Raw genomic sequence first — 17,616 nt, forward strand, 5'->3', positions numbered from 1 at the left:
ACGGGATCATGGCGAGACGGGTGAAGGCAGCCGCGGATTCCGAAAAGACGCCCGCCGGCAAGAAGCCGGCTGCCGAGAAATCCGTGGCGAAGCCGCGCAAGTCGCGCAGCACCGTCCCCTCGCCCGAGACGCTTTCGGCCCTGAGTTCCGAGCGGCTGATCGCCCTGATCCTCGAAGAGGTCGGCCAAAGCCCGGCGTTCAAGAAGCGGGTCACCGCAGCGCTCGCCGCCCTGCAGGGGCCGGACACGGTGGCGGCGGTGATCGATCGGCGCCTCGCGGCGCTGGAAAAGGCCCGCGGCTTCATCGACTGGCAGAAGCGCAAGGCTTTTGCGGCCGACCTCGACGCCACGGTCACGACCATGCTGTCCGACCTGAAGCCGCTCGATGCCGGCATGGCGCTCGACCGGCTGATGCGCTTCCTCGGGACCGCCGACACCACCCTGGAGCGGGTCGACGATTCGAGCGGGCAGGTCCACGCCGTCTACGAGACCGCCGCGGAGGCCGCCGTGGGCGTCGCCGTGACGCTGCCGCCGGACACCGTCGAAGCCTTCGCGACGCGTCTCGTCGGCGGGCTTGCCGGGGACGGTTACGGTTTCCTCGGGGGCGTCCTCGACGCCCTCGTGCCGCAATTGCCGAAATCCGCCCTCTCTCGCTTCGATGCGGTGCTGGCCGAGGCCTTGGACGCCCTGCCCAAAACGACGGCGAAAGCCGGACGCGACCCCTTCGGGGGCGGCGAGGCCGAGTGGGAGCGCCGCTATCACCGCCTGCGCCTCGGCAAGCTGCGCCAGGCGGTGGCCGATGCCCGCGGCGACGTCGATGCCTTCATCGCCCTCGAGACCAGGAACGCGCCCGACCGACCGGACGTCGCGGCGGTGGCCGAGCGCCTCCTGGAGGCGGGCCGCCCCGAGGAGGCACTCGACTGGGTGCGCCGCACGCCGAAGCAGGATGCCCGCACCGTCACCATCGAGACGCTGCTCGAAGGCGCGATCGCGCTCGGCGGTCCCGCGCGCGACCGAACCGCGCTGGAAACCCGTATCCTCGACGCCCTCGGACGCAAGGACGAGGCGCAGGCGCTTCGCTGGGCCCGGTTCGAGCAGACCCTCGATCCGCAGAGCTTACGCGACTACCTCGCCAAGCTCCCGGATTTCGAGGACGAGGAGGCTTTGGAGCGCGCCTTCGAACTGGCGGAGCAGCGCAAGGACCCGCATTTCGGACTCTACTTCCTGATCGGCTGGCCGAATCTCGACCGGGCCGCCCGGCTGGTGCTGGCGCGGCGCCGGGAATGGTCGGGCCGCAACTGGGAGGTGCTGGCGCCGGCCGCCGATGCGCTCGCGCCGGATCATCCGCTGGCCGCGAGCCTTCTCTACCGGGCGCTGATCGACGACATCCTGGAGCGCGCCCGCTCCAACGCCTATGGCCATGCCGCCCGCGACCTCGCCAAGCTCGCGACGCTGGCCGAGGAGGTGGAGCCGGGCCGCCTCGATCCGGACCACGCGGCCTACATCGCGGGCCTGCGCAAGCAGCACGGGCGGAAATACGGGTTCTGGCAGCTGGTAGAGAAGTAGGCGGTCGATACCAAGCGGCACGCAACAGGACCGAGGGTCCTGTTGCGGGCGTCCGGCGGACGCCCGCCGCCCCGCAGTCGCGGGGGCAATCGACGATGAGTCGGGATCATCGCCGATCGGTATGAGACGGATCTACGCCTCGATCGCCTCGACCCGATCCGGATAGAACGCCAGATGGCGCCGGATGCGTGCCACCGCCGGAAACGGGTTCTCGTAGGACCACGCCGCCGCCGGGCCGCCCGCGACATCGAAGTAGCTCGCCTCGCCCTTGTAGGGGCAATGCGTGCGCTGCGGGTTGGCCCGGAGCGCATCGGCCGCCACGTCCTCGCGGGGGATGTAGAAGACCGGCGGATAGGTCGCCTCGCGCAGGACCAGGGCTCGCGCGCTCTCGGCGACGACGCGGCCGCCCGCGCGCACCCGCACGGTCCCCTCGTGCGGCGTGATCGTGATCGGATGGGTGGGGCCGGGCTCCTTCATCGCGTTTCTCCGGTGTCGGGCGTCAGCCGATGCTCGGCGGTGCCGAGGGCCTCGGCGAGGCGGGTCTGGGCGCTGCCGGGGCGCAGCGGCTTCTGCTGGCTCTCGTGCGGCACCCAGCCGGAGAACCACAGAACCTCGAAGGTCGCCCGCACCCGCCCGTCCGGATCGGAAAAGCGCTCGGCGTAGATCGCGGCGGCGCGCATCAGGGTGGCGCGGCGAAGCGGGGTGCGGCGGCGGTCGGTCAGCGCGTTGGTCAGCCCCATGGCGCGCAGGTCGCGCATCAGCGCGAACGGGTCGGCATAGCGCACGCGGATCGTGTCGGCATCGACCACCGGCAGCGCGAAACCCGCCCTCTGCAACAGGCCGCCGAGGTCGCGCAGCTCCGCGAACGGCGCCACCCGCGGGCTCACCCCACCCTCGGTCTCGCTCTCGGCCTGGAGGAAGGCGTGGCGCAATTCGGTGAGCGTGGCGCCGCCCAGCAGGCAGCCGAGGAGCAGGCCGTCGGCTTTCAACGCCCGGCGCAGCTGCACCAGCACGCCCGGCAGATCGTTGACGTGATGGAGTGCGAGCGCGGAGACCGCGAGATCGAAGCCCGCGCCCGCCTCGAAGGGCAGGGCCTCGGCATCGCCGACGCAATCGGCCCCCGTCTCCGGCAGGGGGCTCAGCCGCACCAGCCGTCCGACGCGCCCCGAGCCGCGCAGGCGCTCGGCCAGGGCCGGCACCGGGCTGGCGAGATCGAGCGCCAGCGGAAACGGCCGGGTCACCGCCGCGAGCCGATCCTCGACATCGTCGAGGACGCGTTCCATCAGGAAACCGGCATAGCCTCGGGCTCGTGCGCGGGCGAGGCGGCGCCGGATCAGGGCGGTGTCGAACAGGGGCGTCGGATCGCTCATCGCAGGGGCAGATGGGGCTCCGGGCGTCGGCCGGAAAGGTGGGAACCGGCTTTCCGGAATGGCCGATGAAGCCCAAGATCCGCGAGGCTGCGCGGCGGCCCAGCGGAGCCGAAAATGGATATAGAATGAAGATCCGGATGCGGCAAAACGTGTGGGAACCCGGATCGTGCGCAATCGTTTTTGCGCCGTTGATCAAGGTCGATCAAGGAGGTTCTCATGTCACGGATCGTTCTCCGCGCCGCGCTGATCCTGGCTGCGGTCGCTCTGGCCGGCGCGGCCGAGGCGAAGGGCTGCATCAAGGGTGCGGTCGTCGGCGGGATCGCGGGTCACGCGGTCGGCCACGGCATCGCGGGTGCGGCGGCGGGCTGCGCCATCGGACGCCACGAGGCCAACAAGCAGGACAAGGTGAAGTCGCAGAACGACGCCGCCCAGCCGGCCGGCCGCTGACCGGCGGCGCCGCATCTCCTCCATGAGTGCGGCGCTTCCGGTCCTGCGACGGGCCCTGCACCGCGCTGCGGCTTTGGGGCTCGGCTTCGTCTATCCGCCGACCTGCCCCGGTTGCGGCGCGGCCACCGCCGAGCCGCACGCCCTCTGCGCCGGCTGCTGGAGCGGCCTGCGGCTGATCGAGCGGCCCTTCTGCGAGCGGCTCGGCACCCCCTTCGCCCTCGATCTCGGCACCGGCCCGCTGCTCTCGCCCCGCGCCATCGCCGATCCGCCGGTCTATGGCCGCGCCCGCGCCGTCGCCCTCTACGACGGCACCGCCCGCGACCTCGTTCACCGGCTCAAATACGGCGACCGCCTCGATCTCTCGCGCACCATGGCGCGGATGATGGCTTCGTCCGGCCGCGAAGTGCTGGACGAGATCGACGTGATCGTGCCGGTGCCGCTCCACCCGTTCCGCCTGTGGCGGCGCCGCTTCAATCAGGCGGCGCTGCTCGGCCGCGCCGTCGGGCGCCTCTCCGACAAGCCGTGCGATGTCCGGGCGCTCGCCCGCGTGAAGGCGACGCGGCCCCAGGTCGGGCTCACGCGCCATCAGCGGGCTCTGAACCTGCAAGGCGCCTTCCGTGTGCCGGCCGCCGCCCGTCCGCGCCTCGCCGGGCGGCGCGTCCTGCTTGTCGACGATGTCGCCACCACCGGCGCCACCGGCAACGCCGCCGCGCGCGCGTTGCTGCGGGGCGGGGCGGCGAGCGTGGACCTGCTCACCTTCGCGACGGTGACGGGCGAGCCCTTGTGACGAACGGAAGCGGGGGCCGCATCGGCCCCCGCTTCGCCCTTCGCCGACCGCCGCGTCAGACCGCCGCGGGCTCCATCCGCCCGCCCGCCGCGGCCGGCGTCTCGCCCTTGGCATCGAGCACCTTGCCGCGCGGGCCGACCCAGGATCCGACCCACTTGCGCTGCCACAGGAACAGGCAGCCCAGCACCACGCCGGTGAACACGGCGTAGGCGACGAAGCCGGGGGCGAAGCCGCCGGCATATTGCTTCGACAGGCCCATCACGTTCGGCAGGATCGCCCCGCCGAGCGCCCCGACCTCGCCGATCATCGAGCCGGCCACCGCCGTGTTGGTCGGCCAGCGCAGGGGCACGAGCTGGAACAGCGCGCCGTTGCCGGCGCCGAGCGCGGCGAAGCAGAGCATGAACAGGATGGTGGTGACGGCGAGCGAGGGCGTCGCGGTGAGCGCCAGGAACGAGCCGATGGCGGCGAGCAGCACCATCGACAGCACCAGGATGCCGCCCATCCGGTCGGCGAAATAGCCGCCGAGGATGCGGATGCCCGAGCCCATCAACGCGGCCAGCATGGTGAGGCGCCCGGCCTCGACCTTGGTGACGGCGAACTGCTCGTAGAAGAAGGTCGGCAGGAAGTTCGACAGGCCGATGAAGCCGCCGAAGGTGATGACGTAGATCAGCGAGAAGGCCCAGCCGTCCTTGGTGAACAGGCAGGAGACGTGCTCCTTGAAGGTCTGGCCGTGGCAGTCCGGCGGCTCCTTGGCGAGAAAGATCATCACGAGGATCGGGAGGATCATCACGAGGCCGGCAAAGCCGTAGACCGCCTGCCAGCCATAGGCCTGGGCGAGCGGCGGCGCGAACAGCACCGCCAGCACGGTGCCCGAGTTGCCCGCGCCCGCGATTCCCATGGCGAGCCCCTTGTGCTCCGGCGGGAACCAGCCGGACCCGAGTGACAGCGCGACGCCGAACGAAGCGCCGGCGATGCCGAGCAGCACGCCCATGGCGAGCACGTCGTTGTAGGAGGAGACGAAGAAGAAGCCGTAGGCCATCGCCAGGACGATGACGCCCATCTCGGTCAGAGCCGCGTTCTTGCGGCCGATATACTGGGCCAGCACGCCCAGCGGAAAGCGCATGATCGCGCCGGCCAGGATCGGCAGCGAGATCATGAAGCCGGTCTGGGCGGGGGTGAGCCCGTAGGTCTCGGTGATGAACGGGCCCATGGCGCCGTTGAGCACCCAGATCGCGAAGCAGAAATCGAAGTAGAGGAACGCGGCGAACAGGGTCGGGGGGTGACCCGACTTCATCACGGTCTTGAAGGAAGCCATCGGCGTGCTCGTGGTCAGGCGAAGCCGCCGGACCGTTCGGTCGAGGGCGGTCGCACATGCGGAGGAGGTTGCCGGACCAGCGCCGTCCGGACCGCGAGGCGCCGTTGCCCCGCCGCTGCCAAGGGGCAGCCGGGGATGGCTATGCAGCCGGCGTGCCAAGTGCGGGATGAGACGGCCGTCTCGGTCGTGAGGCGCGTGAACGCCTTTCGATGGCGCGCTGCCATGCAGGCGATGCCCAGGATGCAGGCATACCGCCGTGCTGCCTCACATCACGGCAGAGCCGCGATCCACTACCCGGACGACGCTGCGCCCGCTGCCGCGCTTCTCCACCCGGATCTGCACGGCGATGCGCTCCATCATCCCGGCGACGTGGGTGATGACGCCGACCTTGCGCCCGCGACCCTGGAGGGTCTCCAGGGCGTCCACCGCGAGGTCGAGGGTCTCGGCATCGAGCGAGCCGAAGCCTTCGTCGATGAACAGGGTATCGACGAAGGATTGCCGCCCCTCCAGGCCCGAGAGCGCCAGCGCCAGCGCCAGCGAGACCAGGAAGCGCTCGCCCCCGGACAGGCTGCGGGTGGCGCGGCGCTCCTCGCCCATGTCGCGGTCGATGACGTGCAGACCGAGATCGGCGGCCGGGCTGCGGGCGAGGCGGTAGCGCGGGCTCAGGGCGCGCAGCTGCTCGTTGGCGAGGTGGACGAGGTGATCGAGGGTGATGCCCTGGGCAAAGCGCCGGAAGCGGTCGCCGCCGGCCGAGCCGATCGCCTCCTCGACCTGCGCCCAGACCGCGAATTCGGCCTTGGCCGCAGCGGCCTCCGCCTCCAGGCCTTCGGCGCGCAATCGCGCCGCGTCGTCGCGGGCCAGCTCCGCGTCGAGGGCGCCGAGGCGCTGCTGCGCCTGCGTCTCCGCTTCCGCGAGTGCAGCCGCCTCCGCCTGCAGGGCGGCGACGTCGATCTCGGCCGCGTCGGCCAGGGCCTCGAGGTCGGTTCGGCGGGTGGCGTGGGCGTTCGCGGCGTCCGCCGCCTCGCGCAGAAGCCGGTCGAGGGCCGTGCGCAACGTCTCCCTCTCGGCAGCCGGCACCGCGAGGAGCGCGGCGACCGAAGCGCGGCCCCGCTCGCCGCAGGCCTGCGTGAAGGCGGCCTCCGCCGCGTCGCGGCGGGCCAGGGCCCCTTCGCGCGCCGCCGCCGCGCCCGCGGCCTCGGACAGCCGCACCGCCAGCCCGCGAGCCGCCTCCGCCGCCCGCTCCTGCACGCGCTTCAGGGCATCGTGGGCGGCGCGGCGCTCGGCATTGATGCGGGTGCGGTGAGGGCCCGTCGCCTCGCCGCCGAGCAGGGCTTTTCGGATGTCCCGTTCCTCGGCGAGTTTGTCCGCACGGGCGGCGGCCTCGGTCTGGGCGAGACGCGCGGCATCGTCCTTTTCGGCCAGCGCGGTCAAGGCCGCCGCCCGTTGCGGGGCGAGGGCGGCGCGCTCGGCCTCGCGGGCGGCGTGGCGGGCCAGCAGCGTTGCGTAGCTTTGTCCCAAACGTTCGATCCGCCCTGCGGCGGCCTCGGCGTCGCGGTCGAGATCGGCCTCCGCGAGATCACCCGCGGTCAGCGCCGGGCCGAGATCGACGGTGAGCGCGGCGATGCGCTCGATCAACGCCGCGCCGTCGGCCTCCGCGCGGCCGGCGGCGAGGCCCGCCGCCTGCCGTTGCCGGCTGAGGGCCTCGTGGTCTCGGCTCTCGGCGGCGGCCTGCTGCTCGGCCTCGTCGCGGGCGCGAACCAACCCGTCGATCTCGGTGCGCAGGGCGCGGGCGGCGTCGAGGGCTTGCACGATCCGTTCCCGCTCGGCCCGCGCCGCGAGCCCGGCCGCCGCGAGCGATTCGGCATCGGGGGCCTGCGGCAACGCCGCGGCGAGGCCCGCCGCAGCCAGCGCGTCGAGGAGCCGGGGCAGGAGGCCGCGATAGAGCTCGAGGGTTTCGCCCGCGACCGCCTCCGCCGCGGTGATCCGGCGCCCGGCCTCGTCGCGGCGTCCCTCGGCCGCCGCGCTCTCGCTGCGCGCGCGGTCGCCTTCGGTGCCGTGCGTCGCGATCTCCCTATCGAGGGCGGCGCGGCGGCTGCGCAACTCCCCAGCCAACCGGCCGAGGGCGTCGTTCGAGGCATGGGCGTGCGGGTGCTCGCTGCCGCCGCAGACCGGGCAGGGCTCGCCCGGCACGAGCAGGCTGCGCAACCGCGCCGCCTCGCGCGAGACGCTCTCCTCCGCGAGTTCGGCGAGCGGCAGCAACTCGGCGCGGCGTTCCCGTGCCGCCTTCAGACCGGCCTCGGCCGCGTCCCGGCGGGCCGTCGCCGCCGCATGGTCGGCCTGCGCGCTCGCGCCGTCCTGCCGGGCCGCTGCCGCATCCGCGCTCGCCGCGGCGTGGCGGCCGGCGAGCGCATAGGCCTCGCGCAGGGCATCGAGCAGGGCTTCGAGATGGCCCGCCCGCGCCAGCGTCGCCGGCTCGTCGAGGACGGCCAGCGCCGCCGCGCGCTCGGTCCGGCTCACTGCCAGCGCCGACCGCCGGGCATGGATCTCCGCGAGCCGTCCGGTCCCGGCCTCCATCGCCGCCTCGCAGCGGGCGATCTCGGCCCGGTGCTCTTTTTCCGACGCCGCGGCGACCTCCGCCTCCCGCCGCAGCCGGCCGCGCTCGCGGATATGCCGGGCGATCTCCTCGCCGCGCTCGGCCAGGAGCACCTGGGAGGCGTCCGCCTCCAGGCGTCGGGCATCGGCCCCGCTCGCCTCGGCCAGGGCCGCCAGCCGCCGATCCAATTCGGCGAGGCTCGCCCGCGCCGTGTCGGCGGCAGCGGCGGCGGCTTCCGCGCGGGCGACGGCGGCCTGCGCCTCCCGGTCGGCATGGAGGATGGCGGCGTCGAGTTCCGCCGCCCGATCCCAGAGCGGCCCGAAGCTCTTGAACAGGGCCTCCGCGGCCTCGTCCGCCGCGGCGGCGGCGACGCGTTCGGCCTCGGCGGCGTGCGTTTCGGCCTGCGCCGCCTCCACCCGCGCGGCGCTTGCCTGCGCCTGCGCCGCAGCCGCCGCGAGGTCGCGGGCATTCTGGTCCACCGCCTCCGCGCGCCCGCGCAGGGGCTCGACCGCATCGAGTTCGGCGAGCCGGAGCCGGTCGGGCTCCGCCGTCGCGAGGGCGGCGTTCGTCGCCTCCATCCGCGCCTCGGCGGCAGCCAGGCTTTCGCGGGCGGCGGCGAGGCGCTTGGCCGCCTCCAGGCCGTCGCGAAGCGCCGCCTGCCGGGCGTGGCGCGGGAGGGCATCGGTTCGGATCGCCGCCGCCTCGTCGGCGCGGATCTGGCGCGCCTCGGCATCGAGCAGGCCGATCTCGCCCCGGCGGGCTTCCAGCGTTTCGACGGCGCGCTTGTGGGCCTCGTAGCCCGTATGCACCCGCTTCGAGATCGCCGAATAGATCTCGGTGCCGGTGATCTTTTCGAGCAGTTCCGCCCGCTCGCCCTCGGCAGCCAGCAGAAAGGCGTCGAACTCGCCCTGCGCCAGCAGCACCGTGCGGCGGAACTGATCGAAGGTCAGGTCGGTGAGCCGCTCGACCGCCGCCAGCACGCCGGTCTTGCCGGAGGCGACCGCGCTGCCGTCGTCGAGCCGGTGCAGGCGGCGCCGCTCGCCCTGCAGCCGCCCGTCCACCCGGTTGCGGGCGCGGAAAACCTCCCAGCCGACGCGGTAGGGGTGGCCGTCCTGCCCGATGAAATCGACCTCGGCGAAGCCCGCGCCGGCGCCGCGGCGCAGGATCGCCCGGCCGTCGCTGGCACTCAGCGGCTCGCCGCCCGGATCCGGTACGTCCTCGCGGCGGCTCACCGCGACGCGGGGATAGCGGCCGTAGAGGGCGAGGCAGAGCGCGTCGAGGATGGTGGACTTGCCGGCGCCGGTCTCGCCGGTGATGGCGAAGAGGCCGGTGGCGCCGAGCGGCCCGGCGGCAAGATCGATCTCGAACCGCGCGGCGAGGCTGGCGAGGTTCTCGCCGCGGATCGCGAGGATGCGCATGGGGCCGGCTCAGGCGTCGGCGCGGGCGCGGTGGAACACGTCGAGATGGGCCAAGCCCGGCTCCTCGTCCCAGCGGGCGCGGTAGGCGAGGCGAAACAGCTCCTCCGGATCGCGCTCGGACAGGCGCGGCGGCGGGGCCTCCGCTTCCTCGATCGCGATGGCGGCCCGCGGCGGGACGGCGACGCGCACGTCCACGACCCGCACGGGAAAGCCTTCGGCAATGCGGTCGACCTCGGCCCGGTAGCCCGGCAGCAGGCCCTCGCGGGCGAGCCGCACCTGGATGTAGGGGCGCGCCTCCAGCGGTAGGTCGGGATCGAGGGCGAGGGCGTTCAGATGGTCGCCGAGATCGTCCAACGTCATGTCGCCCACGGCCGGCAGGCGCAGGAACGGCACCGGGCGTTCGATCGCGATGTGCTCGATTTCGGCCGGGCCTGAGCCCAGGGTCACGAGCGTCACCCCGTGCCGATAAGGCTGCTCGGCGGCCGAGAGCGGGATCAGCGAGCCGCAATAGCGCACGTGCCCGCGGCCGAGCCCTTGCGCCTTGTGGAGATGGCCGAGCGCCACGTAGCGCGCCTCGTCGGGGAACACGTCGGCCGGGACGGCGTGCTCGCCGCCCACCAGAATGCGCCGCTCGGCGCCTTCCGATTCGAGCCCGCCCGCGACGTGGAGATGGCCGGTGACGAGAAGCGGCAGGCCTCCGAGCCGCGGCCGGGCCGCCTCGAACAGCTGGCCGTAGAGGTCGCGCACGCCGCGCACGATGGGCGAGGGGTCGCCGCGCTCCGTCTTGCCGACCGAGGAGAGCGGCGGCAGGCAGGCGGCGGTGGGGTAGGAGACGGCGAGCACCTGCGCGGCCACCTCGCCCGAGGCGTCGTGGATCGGCACGAGATGATGGCTCGGATCGATGGCGCCGTCGCGGCGACGGACATTGCCGATCACCCGCACGCCGATGGCCTCCAAGAGCGGACGCGGCGCCTCCAACCGCCCGGCGGCGTCGTGGTTGCCGGCGGTGATCACGATGGTCATGGCGGGGCGCGCCGCGTGCAGCCGGGCCATCAGGGCGTAGAAGCGCGCCTGCGATTCGCCCGACGGGTTCTGGCAATCGAACACGTCGCCGGCCACCACCAGCGCGTCGATCTCGCGTTCCGTGACGATGGCCTCGATCCGGGCGAACACGGCTGCGTGCTCGGCCTCGCGCGAGAAGCCGCGCAGGGTCTGCCCGATATGCCAGTCGCCCGTGTGGAGGACGCGTATCACCGGAAAGGTCCGCCGAGCCGTCGCCGCAGGATCGTACGCGGCGGCGGGGTTGTAGCGGGTTGGGCCGCCGGCTTCGAGTCGTCAGGCGTCGCCGGCCGCGATCTCCTGTGACGAACGGGTGAACGGCCGCCCGCAGCGAACGGCAGCACAAGATGGCCGGGCGCGAAGCTCAAGGCCGCGGCCGCTGAAGGCCATCACGTTGTCCGAAGGATCGGGGCGGTGCCCGCCACGCCTCTCCGCTCCACAAGGGCGGAGGAGGCACGCAACCGGAACGAAGCGATCGGCCGAAAGCGGGTTTATCGGCAGACCGTGATGGTCTTCACGATCCAGCCTTCGCCTTCCTGCCACAGCTTGCGCCGGGCGCGAGCGCAGTTGTCGGGCTCGGCGGCGGTCCAAGCGGTGCCGGGCTTTTCCGCCGAGGCGGCAGGGATCGCCGCTTGGATGGGAGGCTTGACCTTCGGCTTGGCCTTGGCGGCCAGGGCCTCGGGCGAAACGCTCAAGGCAAGGCCGAGCGATCCGAGCAGGATGCGGAGGGTCGAGGCGCGCACGATGTGGGGGTCCGTGGTCGGGGCCGAACGGTCACGCTTCATCTAGTTCGTGCCTGCGCCGATGCAATCGTCGCCCACCACGATTCCGCCGTGATCGGCACAATTTTTTCGAAATCGTTAATGTTGGCGGCTTCGGGCGTCCCCGGATCGGACGCGCCCCGCAGGTGTAACCTTTCGGACACAATGTTCGCACAGTCGTCGTGCTAGCCCACCGCTGCCTGGAGCCGGCGGCGTGACGTGCGGCCGGCTCCTTGTTACATCCAAGCGGGGCAGTTCAGCCGGCCCGGACGATCGTGACCGTCATCCGCATTCGGAATCTGGTCCCGGCCCGGCGCACTTCTTTCGAGCGATCCATGTCCATGCCAAACCGCCGTTCCCTTCTCCTCGGGGCCGCGACGAGCCTCGCCTTCATGAGCCTGCCGGGCCTTGCCGTGGCGCAAGGCGCGGGCGGCTTCGACGACGACCGGCTCTATCAGGATGGAGCGGGCCAGCTCTACCGCAAGCGCGGCGGCCAGTACGTGCCCTATAACGGCCGGGTCAGCCACGGCCGTCCGGTGCCGGACGCCGAGCCCGATCTCGACGCCGAGGCCTATGCCCGCCGCCGGGCCCAGCGCTACGGCGAGCCGGCACCCGAGGGCCAAGCCGTCAACCAGACGCCCGCCAACGGCCCGATCCAGACGCCGCGACCGGCCGAGCCGGGGCAGGCCGGCTGGCAGATGCCGCCGCAGCAGCCCGACAACGGCCCGATCGACTACGCCCGCGCCTATGGCCCGGCCACCGGCGAGCCGTTCCCGGTCGCGGCCATCAACTACAAGAAGTTCAACCAGACCTACCTGCGCCAGGAGGTCGATTTCCGCACCAACGAGCCGCCGGGCACCATCGTGGTCGATCCCCGCGCCCGCTTCCTCTACCTCGTCCTGCCGGGCGGGCGCGCCCGCCGCTACGGCGTCGGCGTCGGCAAGCAGGGTTTCGCGTGGTCGGGCACCGCAACGATCAACTCGAAGCAGGCCTGGCCGGATTGGTATCCGCCCAAGGAGATGATCGCCCGCCGGCCCGATCTCGCCAGCCAGGTGGACAAGCTCCAGAGCGGGCTCGGCGTGCCCGGCGGCTCGCGCAACCCGCTCGGCGCGCGCGCCATGTATCTGTGGCAGAACAACAAGGACACGCTGTTCCGCATCCACGGCACGCTGGAGCCGCATTCCATCGGTCAGAGCGTCTCGTCGGGCTGCATCCGCATGATCAACCAGGACGCCATCGACCTGTTCAACCGCGTCGAAGTCGGCACCAAGGTGGTGGTGCTGGGCTGAAGCGGCCTTACCTTCTCCCGCGGGGCGACGATGCCCCGCGAGGAGGCGTTATGGTCGACCTGATTCCGCGCGAGCACCTGTTCGGCAATCCGACGCGGTACGGCCATCAGATCAGCCCGGACGGAAAGCGCCTCGCCTGGGTCGCCCCGTTCGAGGGCGTGCTCAACATCTGGTCGGCGCCGCTCGACCATCTCGACGCGGCGCAGCCCGTGACGCGGGATCGTCGCCGGGCGGTGGACAGCTTCGCCTTCGCCTATGACGGGCGCCACCTGCTCTACGTGCAGGACGCCGACGGCGACGAGAACTTTCACGTCTTCGCCGCCGACCTCGAATCCGGCCGGCACCGCGATCTCACCCCCTATCCCGGCATCGCCGCGGGCATCGTCGGCATGAGCCGGCTGGTGCGCGATCGGGTGCTGCTCGCGCTCAACGACCGCGACGCGCGCTTCCACGACCTGCACAGCGTCGATCTCGCCACCGGCGAACGGACCTTGGTGGTCGAGAATCCGGGTTTCGCGGGCTTCCTGATCGACGAGCATTACGCCGTGCGCTTCGCCGCGCTGAACCGCCGCGACGGTTCGAGCGAGTTGCTGATCCGCTATGGCCAGAGCTGGAAGCCATGGCTGACCTTCCCGGCTGAAGACGCCCGCGCCTCGGGGGCCGAGAATCTGGACGCCTCGGGCGACATCCTGTTCTGCCGCGACAGCCGCGGCCGCGACACCGCCGCACTGACCCGGATCGACATCGCCAGCGGCGAGACCCGCACCCTGGCCGCCCATGACGAGGCCGATATCGGCACCGTGCTCCACGACATCGAGACCCGCGCCCCGATCGCCTACTCGGTGACGCATGCCCGCCGCCGCTGGTACGTGCTGGACGAGCGCTTCCGCGACGATTTCGCTTTCCTCGATGCCCAGGGTCTCGGCGACTGGTACCCGGCGAGCCGCAGCGAGGACGATGCGCTCTGGATCGTCGTCGCTCGCTCGGACACGCGTGTCAGCGAGGCGGCGCTCTACGACCGGCGCAGCAAGACTCTGCGCTCCCTCGGCAGCGCCCGGCCGGAGCTGGAGGGCGCGCCGCTGGCGCCGATGCATCCGGCGGTGATCCACTCCCGCGACGGGCTCGAACTCGTGTCGTACTTGAGCCGCCCGCTCGGTGCGGAGGGGCCGGGGCCGCTGGTGCTCCTCGTCCACGGTGGCCCGTGGGCGCGCGACAGCTTCGGCTTCGATCCGATGCATCAATGGCTGGCGAATCGCGGCTACGCGGCACTGAGCGTCAACTTCCGCTCCTCCACCGGCTTCGGAAAGGCTTTCCTCAACGCGGGCGACGGCGCCTGGGGCCGGGCCATGGACGACGACCTGCTCGACGCCGTCGCCTGGGCGGTGGCCGAAGGCGTGGCCGATCCGGCCCGCATCGCGATCATGGGCGGGAGCTACGGCGGCTATGCCGCACTGATGGCTTTGTGCCGCAACCCCGACACTTATGCCTGCGGCATCGACCTCGTCGGCCCGGCCAATCTCGAGACACTGGTGCGGACCATCCCGCCCTACTGGGAAGCGATGCGGGCGCAGCTTCACCGCGCCATCGGCGATCCCGACACGGAAGAGGGCATGGCGCTGATCCGCGAGCGGTCGCCGGTCTACTTCGCCGACCGCATCCGGGCGCCGCTGATGATCGTGCAGGGCGCCAACGACCCGCGGGTGAAACAGGCCGAATCCGACCAGATGGTCGCGGCGCTCGACGCCAGCGGCGTGCCGGTCACCTACCTGCTCTACCCGGACGAGGGCCACGGCCTCGTGCGCCCGGACAACCGGCTGGCGTTCTTCGCCCGCGCGGAGGCGTTCCTGGCGCGCCACCTCGGCGGGCGCTGCGAACCGATCCGCGAGGGCGAGGCGGCGGGGTCTTCGGTGCAGGTGGTGCGGGAGGGTTAGCCCCCCGTCATCGGCGGAAAGAACGCGATCTCCTGCGCGCCCGCGATCGGGCTCGCGGGCTTGGCGTGCACCCGGTCGATGGCGGTGCGGACCACGCCCTCGGTCTCGAAGGCGTAGGCGTATTCCTCGCCCCGCGTCTTCAGCCAGCCGATCAGGTCGGCGACCGTCGCGACCTCGGGGGGCGGGGTCACGGTCTCTTCCGGCTTGCCGACGCGCTCGCGCACCCAGGCGAAGTAGACGAGTTTCATGGCTCGCACTCCCGAACCCGCGCCGATGCCAGACGGGCGGCCCCAAAATCTCACTAGACTCAGCGCGGATCGTCGATCGCGTGCCGGATGCCGGCTCTCATGTAGTCCCAGCCGGTATAGATCGTCAGGGCGGCGGCGAGCCACAGCAGGATGGTGCCGACCCTCATGCTGCCAGGGATGAGCGCCTCGCCCGCGGGACCGGCCACCAGCACGCCGAGCGCGAGGAGCTGCACCGTCGTCTTCCACTTGGCGATGCGGCTGACCGGCAGGCCGACCTTCAGCTCGGCGAGGTACTCGCGAAGCCCCGAGACCAGCACTTCCCGGCACAGGATCACGATGGCGGCGGCGATCGACGGGCCTTCGATGGTGCCGTCGGCGGCCAGCATGAACAGGCAGGCGGCCACCAGCAGCTTGTCGGCGATGGGGTCGAGCATGCGCCCGAGCGCCGAACTCTGGGCGTAGGCGCGCGCGACGTAGCCGTCGAGATAATCGGTGATCGCGGCGGCGACGAAGACGCCGAAGGCGGCCCAGCGCGCCGCGAACTCACCCGGCCAGAACAGCAGGGCGACCACGACCGGGACCGCGACGAGGCGGCCGTAGGTGAGGCAGTTCGCGAGCGTCCAGGCCTGCGACCGGCGTCGGGGGAGGACGGCGTTCATCGGCGCGGTGAAATCATGGGCGGGGGAGGGCGTCAACCGCGACGAATGCGGCACCGCCTCCCGCGCCGGGTCGGGAACCGGTTCAGGCATTGGCGTGGAAGAAGTCGTAGACCGCCCGCGCGGTCGCCGCATTCACACCCGGCGCCTTGGCGAGGTCTTCCAGCGCGGCGCGCTCGATCGCCTTCACCGTTCCGAAATGGTGCAGGAGCGCCCGTTTACGCGTGGGGCCGATCCCGGCGATCTCGTCGAGCGGGTTCTTGGTCATCTCGCGCTTGCGCCGGGCCCGGTGGGTGCCGATGGCGAAGCGGTGCGCCTCGTCGCGCAGGCGCTGGACGAAGTAGAGCACGGGATCGCGCGGCGGCAGCTTGAAGGGTGGGCGGCCGGGCAGGAAGAAGGTCTCGCGGCCGGCGTCGCGGTCGCGGCCCTTGGCGATACCGACGAGCGGCACGTCGGTGACGCCGATCTCGGCCAGCACCCCGCGCACGGCCTCCAGCTGCCCGGCGCCCCCGTCGATCAGCACGAGGTCGGGCCAGGCCGGAAACGTTTCCGGTTCGTCCGGCGCGGCATCGGGGTCCGTCGCGGGCGCGCCCTCGGCCTCCTTTGCCGCGCGGGGCGCCTCCTTGGCCAGCCGCTTGAAGCGGCGGGTCAGCACCTCGCGCATCATCCCGAAATCGTCGCCCGGCGTCAGCTCCTCGGACTTTATGTTGAAGGTGCGGTAATGCGTCTTCATGAAGCCGGTCGGCCCGGCCACGATCATGCCGCCGACCGCATTCGTGCCGGAGATGTGCGAGTTGTCGTAGACCTCGACCCGGCGCGGCGGCTTCTCCAGGCCGAGCGTCTGACCGAGCGCCGTGAGCAGCTTGCCCTGCGAGGCGGTATCGGCGAGCCTTCGGCCGAGCGCCTCCTTGGCATTGCGCTTCGCGTAATCGACGAGGTTCTTGCGCTCGCCCCGCTGCGGCAGGTGGATCTCGACGCGGTGATCGACCCGGCTCGACAAGGCGGCGGCCACGAGTTCCGCGTCCTCGACGGCGTGGCTGACCAGCACCACCCGCGGCGCCGGCTTGTCGTCGTAGAATTGCGAGATGAACGAGGCCAGCACCTCCTCGGCGCTCATGGAGCGGTCGGCCTTGGGGAAATAGGCGCGGTTGCCCCAATTCTGGAAGTTGCGGAAGAAGAACACCTCGATACAGAACTGCCCCGCCTGCTCATCGAGGGCGAACACGTCGGCCTCCTCGACGCCTTGGGTGTTGACCCCCTGCGTCCCCTGGATCGCCGAGAGCGCACTGATCCGGTCGCGGAAGCGCGCGGCGCGCTCGAATTCGAGGTTTTCGGAAGCCGCCTGCATCTCCTCGCGCATCCGGTCCTTCACGGCATTGGATTTTCCGGACAGGAAGGCCCGCGCGTTGTCGGACAGCGCCACGTAGTCGTCGGAAGAAATCTCCCCGGTGCAGGGGCCGGAGCAGCGCTTGATCTGGAACAGCAGGCAGGGCCGGGTGCGGTTCTCGTAATAGCTGTCCGAGCAGGTGCGCAGCAGGAAGGCGCGCTGGAGCGCGTTCACCGTGCGGTTGACCGCCCAAACGTTGGCGAAGGGCCCGTAATAGTTGCCCTTCCGGCGGCGCGCGCCGCGGTGCTTGACGATCTGCGGGGCCGGGCCGTCGCTGGTGAGCAGGATGTAGGGGAACGACTTGTCGTCCCGCATCAGCACGTTGAAGCGCGGCTTCAGCTGCTTGATGAGGTTGGCCTCCAGCAGCAGCGCCTCGGTCTCGGTCGCGGTGGTGACGAACTCCATCGCCGCCGTCTGCGCGATCATGCGGGCGATGCGGTTGGAATGGGCCTGCCCCCGGGCGTAGGAGCCGACCCGCGCCTTCAGGTTCTTGGCCTTGCCGACGTAGAGGACGTCGCCCTTGTGGTCGAACATCCGGTAGACGCCGGGGGAGGACGGCAGGGTCGACCAGAACCGGCGGATGATCTCGGTGCCGACCTTGACCGCACCGTGGTCGATGTCGAAGTCGATCTCCGGCGCGTCGTCGAGCGCCGGGATCTCGGCCTCCGCCTCGCGCTCGTCCTCGTCGAAGCTCTCGGGCGGGACGTCCTCGAAGCTGGATCGGGTCGCGCGGCTCATGAGGCCCATGTAGGCCGGGCGGATTCCGGTTGGAAGGGTCAGTGCTCGACGG

Annotated in this window: 14 protein-coding genes; 5 read left to right on the forward strand and 9 right to left on the reverse strand. The window is 71.8% G+C overall.

Features of this window, described 5'->3' with window-relative positions; translation table 11 throughout:
* Positions 1 to 8 precede the first annotated feature (8 nt).
* Positions 9 to 1,565, forward strand: a complete 1,557-nt coding sequence (locus tag BM140_RS20945; RefSeq protein WP_091950749.1) for a DUF6880 family protein — start codon at positions 9 to 11, stop codon at positions 1,563 to 1,565.
* 132 nt (positions 1,566 to 1,697) lie between these two features.
* On the opposite strand, the gene BM140_RS20950 is transcribed toward BM140_RS20945, so the two are convergent.
* Positions 1,698 to 2,042 (reverse strand): DUF427 domain-containing protein, encoded by a 345-nt coding sequence (locus tag BM140_RS20950; protein WP_091950751.1) that lies wholly within the window; start codon positions 2,040 to 2,042, stop codon positions 1,698 to 1,700.
* Entirely contained in the window at positions 2,039 to 2,935 is an 897-nt protein-coding gene (locus tag BM140_RS20955; RefSeq protein ID WP_091950753.1) for a methyltransferase domain-containing protein, read from the reverse strand. The genes BM140_RS20950 and BM140_RS20955 overlap by 4 nt, the downstream gene beginning before the upstream one ends.
* A 216-nt stretch (positions 2,936 to 3,151) precedes the next feature.
* On the opposite strand from BM140_RS20955, the gene BM140_RS20960 reads away from it, so the two are divergent.
* Positions 3,152 to 3,382, forward strand: coding sequence for a hypothetical protein (locus tag BM140_RS20960; RefSeq protein WP_091950756.1), 231 nt, complete (start codon positions 3,152 to 3,154; stop codon positions 3,380 to 3,382).
* A gap of 22 nt (positions 3,383 to 3,404) precedes the next feature.
* Entirely contained in the window at positions 3,405 to 4,169 is a 765-nt protein-coding gene (locus BM140_RS20965; RefSeq protein WP_091950757.1) for a ComF family protein, read from the forward strand.
* 55 nt (positions 4,170 to 4,224) lie between these two features.
* On the opposite strand, the gene BM140_RS20970 is transcribed toward BM140_RS20965, so the two are convergent.
* The 4 genes from BM140_RS20970 to BM140_RS20985 form a co-directional block, all read right to left on the reverse strand.
* Complete coding sequence (locus BM140_RS20970; RefSeq protein WP_091950759.1) at positions 4,225 to 5,484, reverse strand: MFS transporter; 1,260 nt, start codon at positions 5,482 to 5,484, stop codon at positions 4,225 to 4,227.
* Positions 5,485 to 5,748: 264 nt separating this feature from the next.
* On the reverse strand, positions 5,749 to 9,495 hold the full coding sequence (locus tag BM140_RS20975; protein ID WP_091950761.1) for an AAA family ATPase: 3,747 nt from the start codon (positions 9,493 to 9,495) through the stop codon (positions 5,749 to 5,751).
* A 9-nt stretch (positions 9,496 to 9,504) separates the two neighbouring features.
* Positions 9,505 to 10,749 carry an exonuclease SbcCD subunit D gene (locus tag BM140_RS20980; protein WP_091950763.1) on the reverse strand — a complete coding sequence of 415 codons (1,245 nt, stop codon included), beginning with the start codon at positions 10,747 to 10,749 and terminating at the stop codon, positions 9,505 to 9,507.
* A 296-nt stretch (positions 10,750 to 11,045) separates the two neighbouring features.
* Positions 11,046 to 11,339, reverse strand: a complete 294-nt coding sequence (locus tag BM140_RS20985; protein WP_244535551.1) for a hypothetical protein — start codon at positions 11,337 to 11,339, stop codon at positions 11,046 to 11,048.
* Between the two features lie 311 nt (positions 11,340 to 11,650).
* Here BM140_RS20985 and BM140_RS20990 point away from each other — a divergent pair, with 311 nt between their 5' ends.
* Both BM140_RS20990 and BM140_RS20995 read left to right on the forward strand, forming a co-directional pair.
* The gene (locus tag BM140_RS20990) at positions 11,651 to 12,604 is read left to right on the forward strand and encodes a L,D-transpeptidase (RefSeq protein ID WP_091950765.1); all 954 of its coding nucleotides are present in this window, start codon (positions 11,651 to 11,653) and stop codon (positions 12,602 to 12,604) included.
* Between the two features lie 50 nt (positions 12,605 to 12,654).
* Positions 12,655 to 14,535, forward strand: coding sequence for a S9 family peptidase (locus BM140_RS20995; RefSeq protein ID WP_091950768.1), 1,881 nt, complete (start codon positions 12,655 to 12,657; stop codon positions 14,533 to 14,535).
* Here the strand turns inward: BM140_RS20995 and moaD are convergent.
* The 3 genes from moaD to uvrC form a co-directional block, all read right to left on the reverse strand.
* A complete protein-coding gene (gene moaD, locus BM140_RS21000) occupies positions 14,532 to 14,783 on the reverse strand; it encodes a molybdopterin converting factor subunit 1 (protein ID WP_091950770.1) in 252 nt (83 codons plus the stop codon). The genes BM140_RS20995 and moaD overlap by 4 nt on opposite strands.
* Before the next feature lie 59 nt (positions 14,784 to 14,842).
* The gene (gene pgsA, locus BM140_RS21005; protein WP_244535552.1) at positions 14,843 to 15,442 is read right to left on the reverse strand and encodes a CDP-diacylglycerol--glycerol-3-phosphate 3-phosphatidyltransferase; all 600 of its coding nucleotides are present in this window, start codon (positions 15,440 to 15,442) and stop codon (positions 14,843 to 14,845) included.
* An 82-nt stretch (positions 15,443 to 15,524) separates the two neighbouring features.
* Positions 15,525 to 17,564: an excinuclease ABC subunit UvrC gene (gene uvrC, locus BM140_RS21010; RefSeq protein WP_091950843.1), complete on the reverse strand. Its 2,040-nt coding sequence runs from the start codon at positions 17,562 to 17,564 to the stop codon at positions 15,525 to 15,527.
* Positions 17,565 to 17,616: the final 52 nt, after the last annotated feature.

It is taken from the genome of Methylorubrum salsuginis (assembly GCF_900114375.1).
GTDB classification, from domain to species: Bacteria; Pseudomonadota; Alphaproteobacteria; order Rhizobiales; family Beijerinckiaceae; genus Methylobacterium; species Methylobacterium salsuginis.

Bases quoted from the DNA above. Each gene is read 5' to 3' on its own strand.
- BM140_RS20955 (WP_091950753.1), bottom strand. From the start codon at position 2,935: ATGAGCGATCCGACGCCCCTGTTCGACACCGCCCTGATCCGGCGCCGC.
- BM140_RS20975 (WP_091950761.1), bottom strand. From the start codon at position 9,495: ATGCGCATCCTCGCGATCCGCGGCGAGAACCTCGCCAGCCTCGCCGCG.
- uvrC (WP_091950843.1), bottom strand. From the start codon at position 17,564: ATGAGCCGCGCGACCCGATCCAGCTTCGAGGACGTCCCGCCCGAGAGC.
- BM140_RS20970 (WP_091950759.1), bottom strand. From the start codon at position 5,484: ATGGCTTCCTTCAAGACCGTGATGAAGTCGGGTCACCCCCCGACCCTG.
- BM140_RS20960 (WP_091950756.1), top strand. From the start codon at position 3,152: ATGTCACGGATCGTTCTCCGCGCCGCGCTGATCCTGGCTGCGGTCGCT.
- moaD (WP_091950770.1), bottom strand. From the start codon at position 14,783: ATGAAACTCGTCTACTTCGCCTGGGTGCGCGAGCGCGTCGGCAAGCCG.
- BM140_RS20985 (WP_244535551.1), bottom strand. From the start codon at position 11,339: ATGAAGCGTGACCGTTCGGCCCCGACCACGGACCCCCACATCGTGCGC.
- BM140_RS20950 (WP_091950751.1), bottom strand. From the start codon at position 2,042: ATGAAGGAGCCCGGCCCCACCCATCCGATCACGATCACGCCGCACGAG.
- BM140_RS20995 (WP_091950768.1), top strand. From the start codon at position 12,655: ATGGTCGACCTGATTCCGCGCGAGCACCTGTTCGGCAATCCGACGCGG.
- BM140_RS20990 (WP_091950765.1), top strand. From the start codon at position 11,651: ATGTCCATGCCAAACCGCCGTTCCCTTCTCCTCGGGGCCGCGACGAGC.
- BM140_RS20965 (WP_091950757.1), top strand. From the start codon at position 3,405: ATGAGTGCGGCGCTTCCGGTCCTGCGACGGGCCCTGCACCGCGCTGCG.
- BM140_RS20945 (WP_091950749.1), top strand. From the start codon at position 9: ATGGCGAGACGGGTGAAGGCAGCCGCGGATTCCGAAAAGACGCCCGCC.
- pgsA (WP_244535552.1), bottom strand. From the start codon at position 15,442: ATGAACGCCGTCCTCCCCCGACGCCGGTCGCAGGCCTGGACGCTCGCG.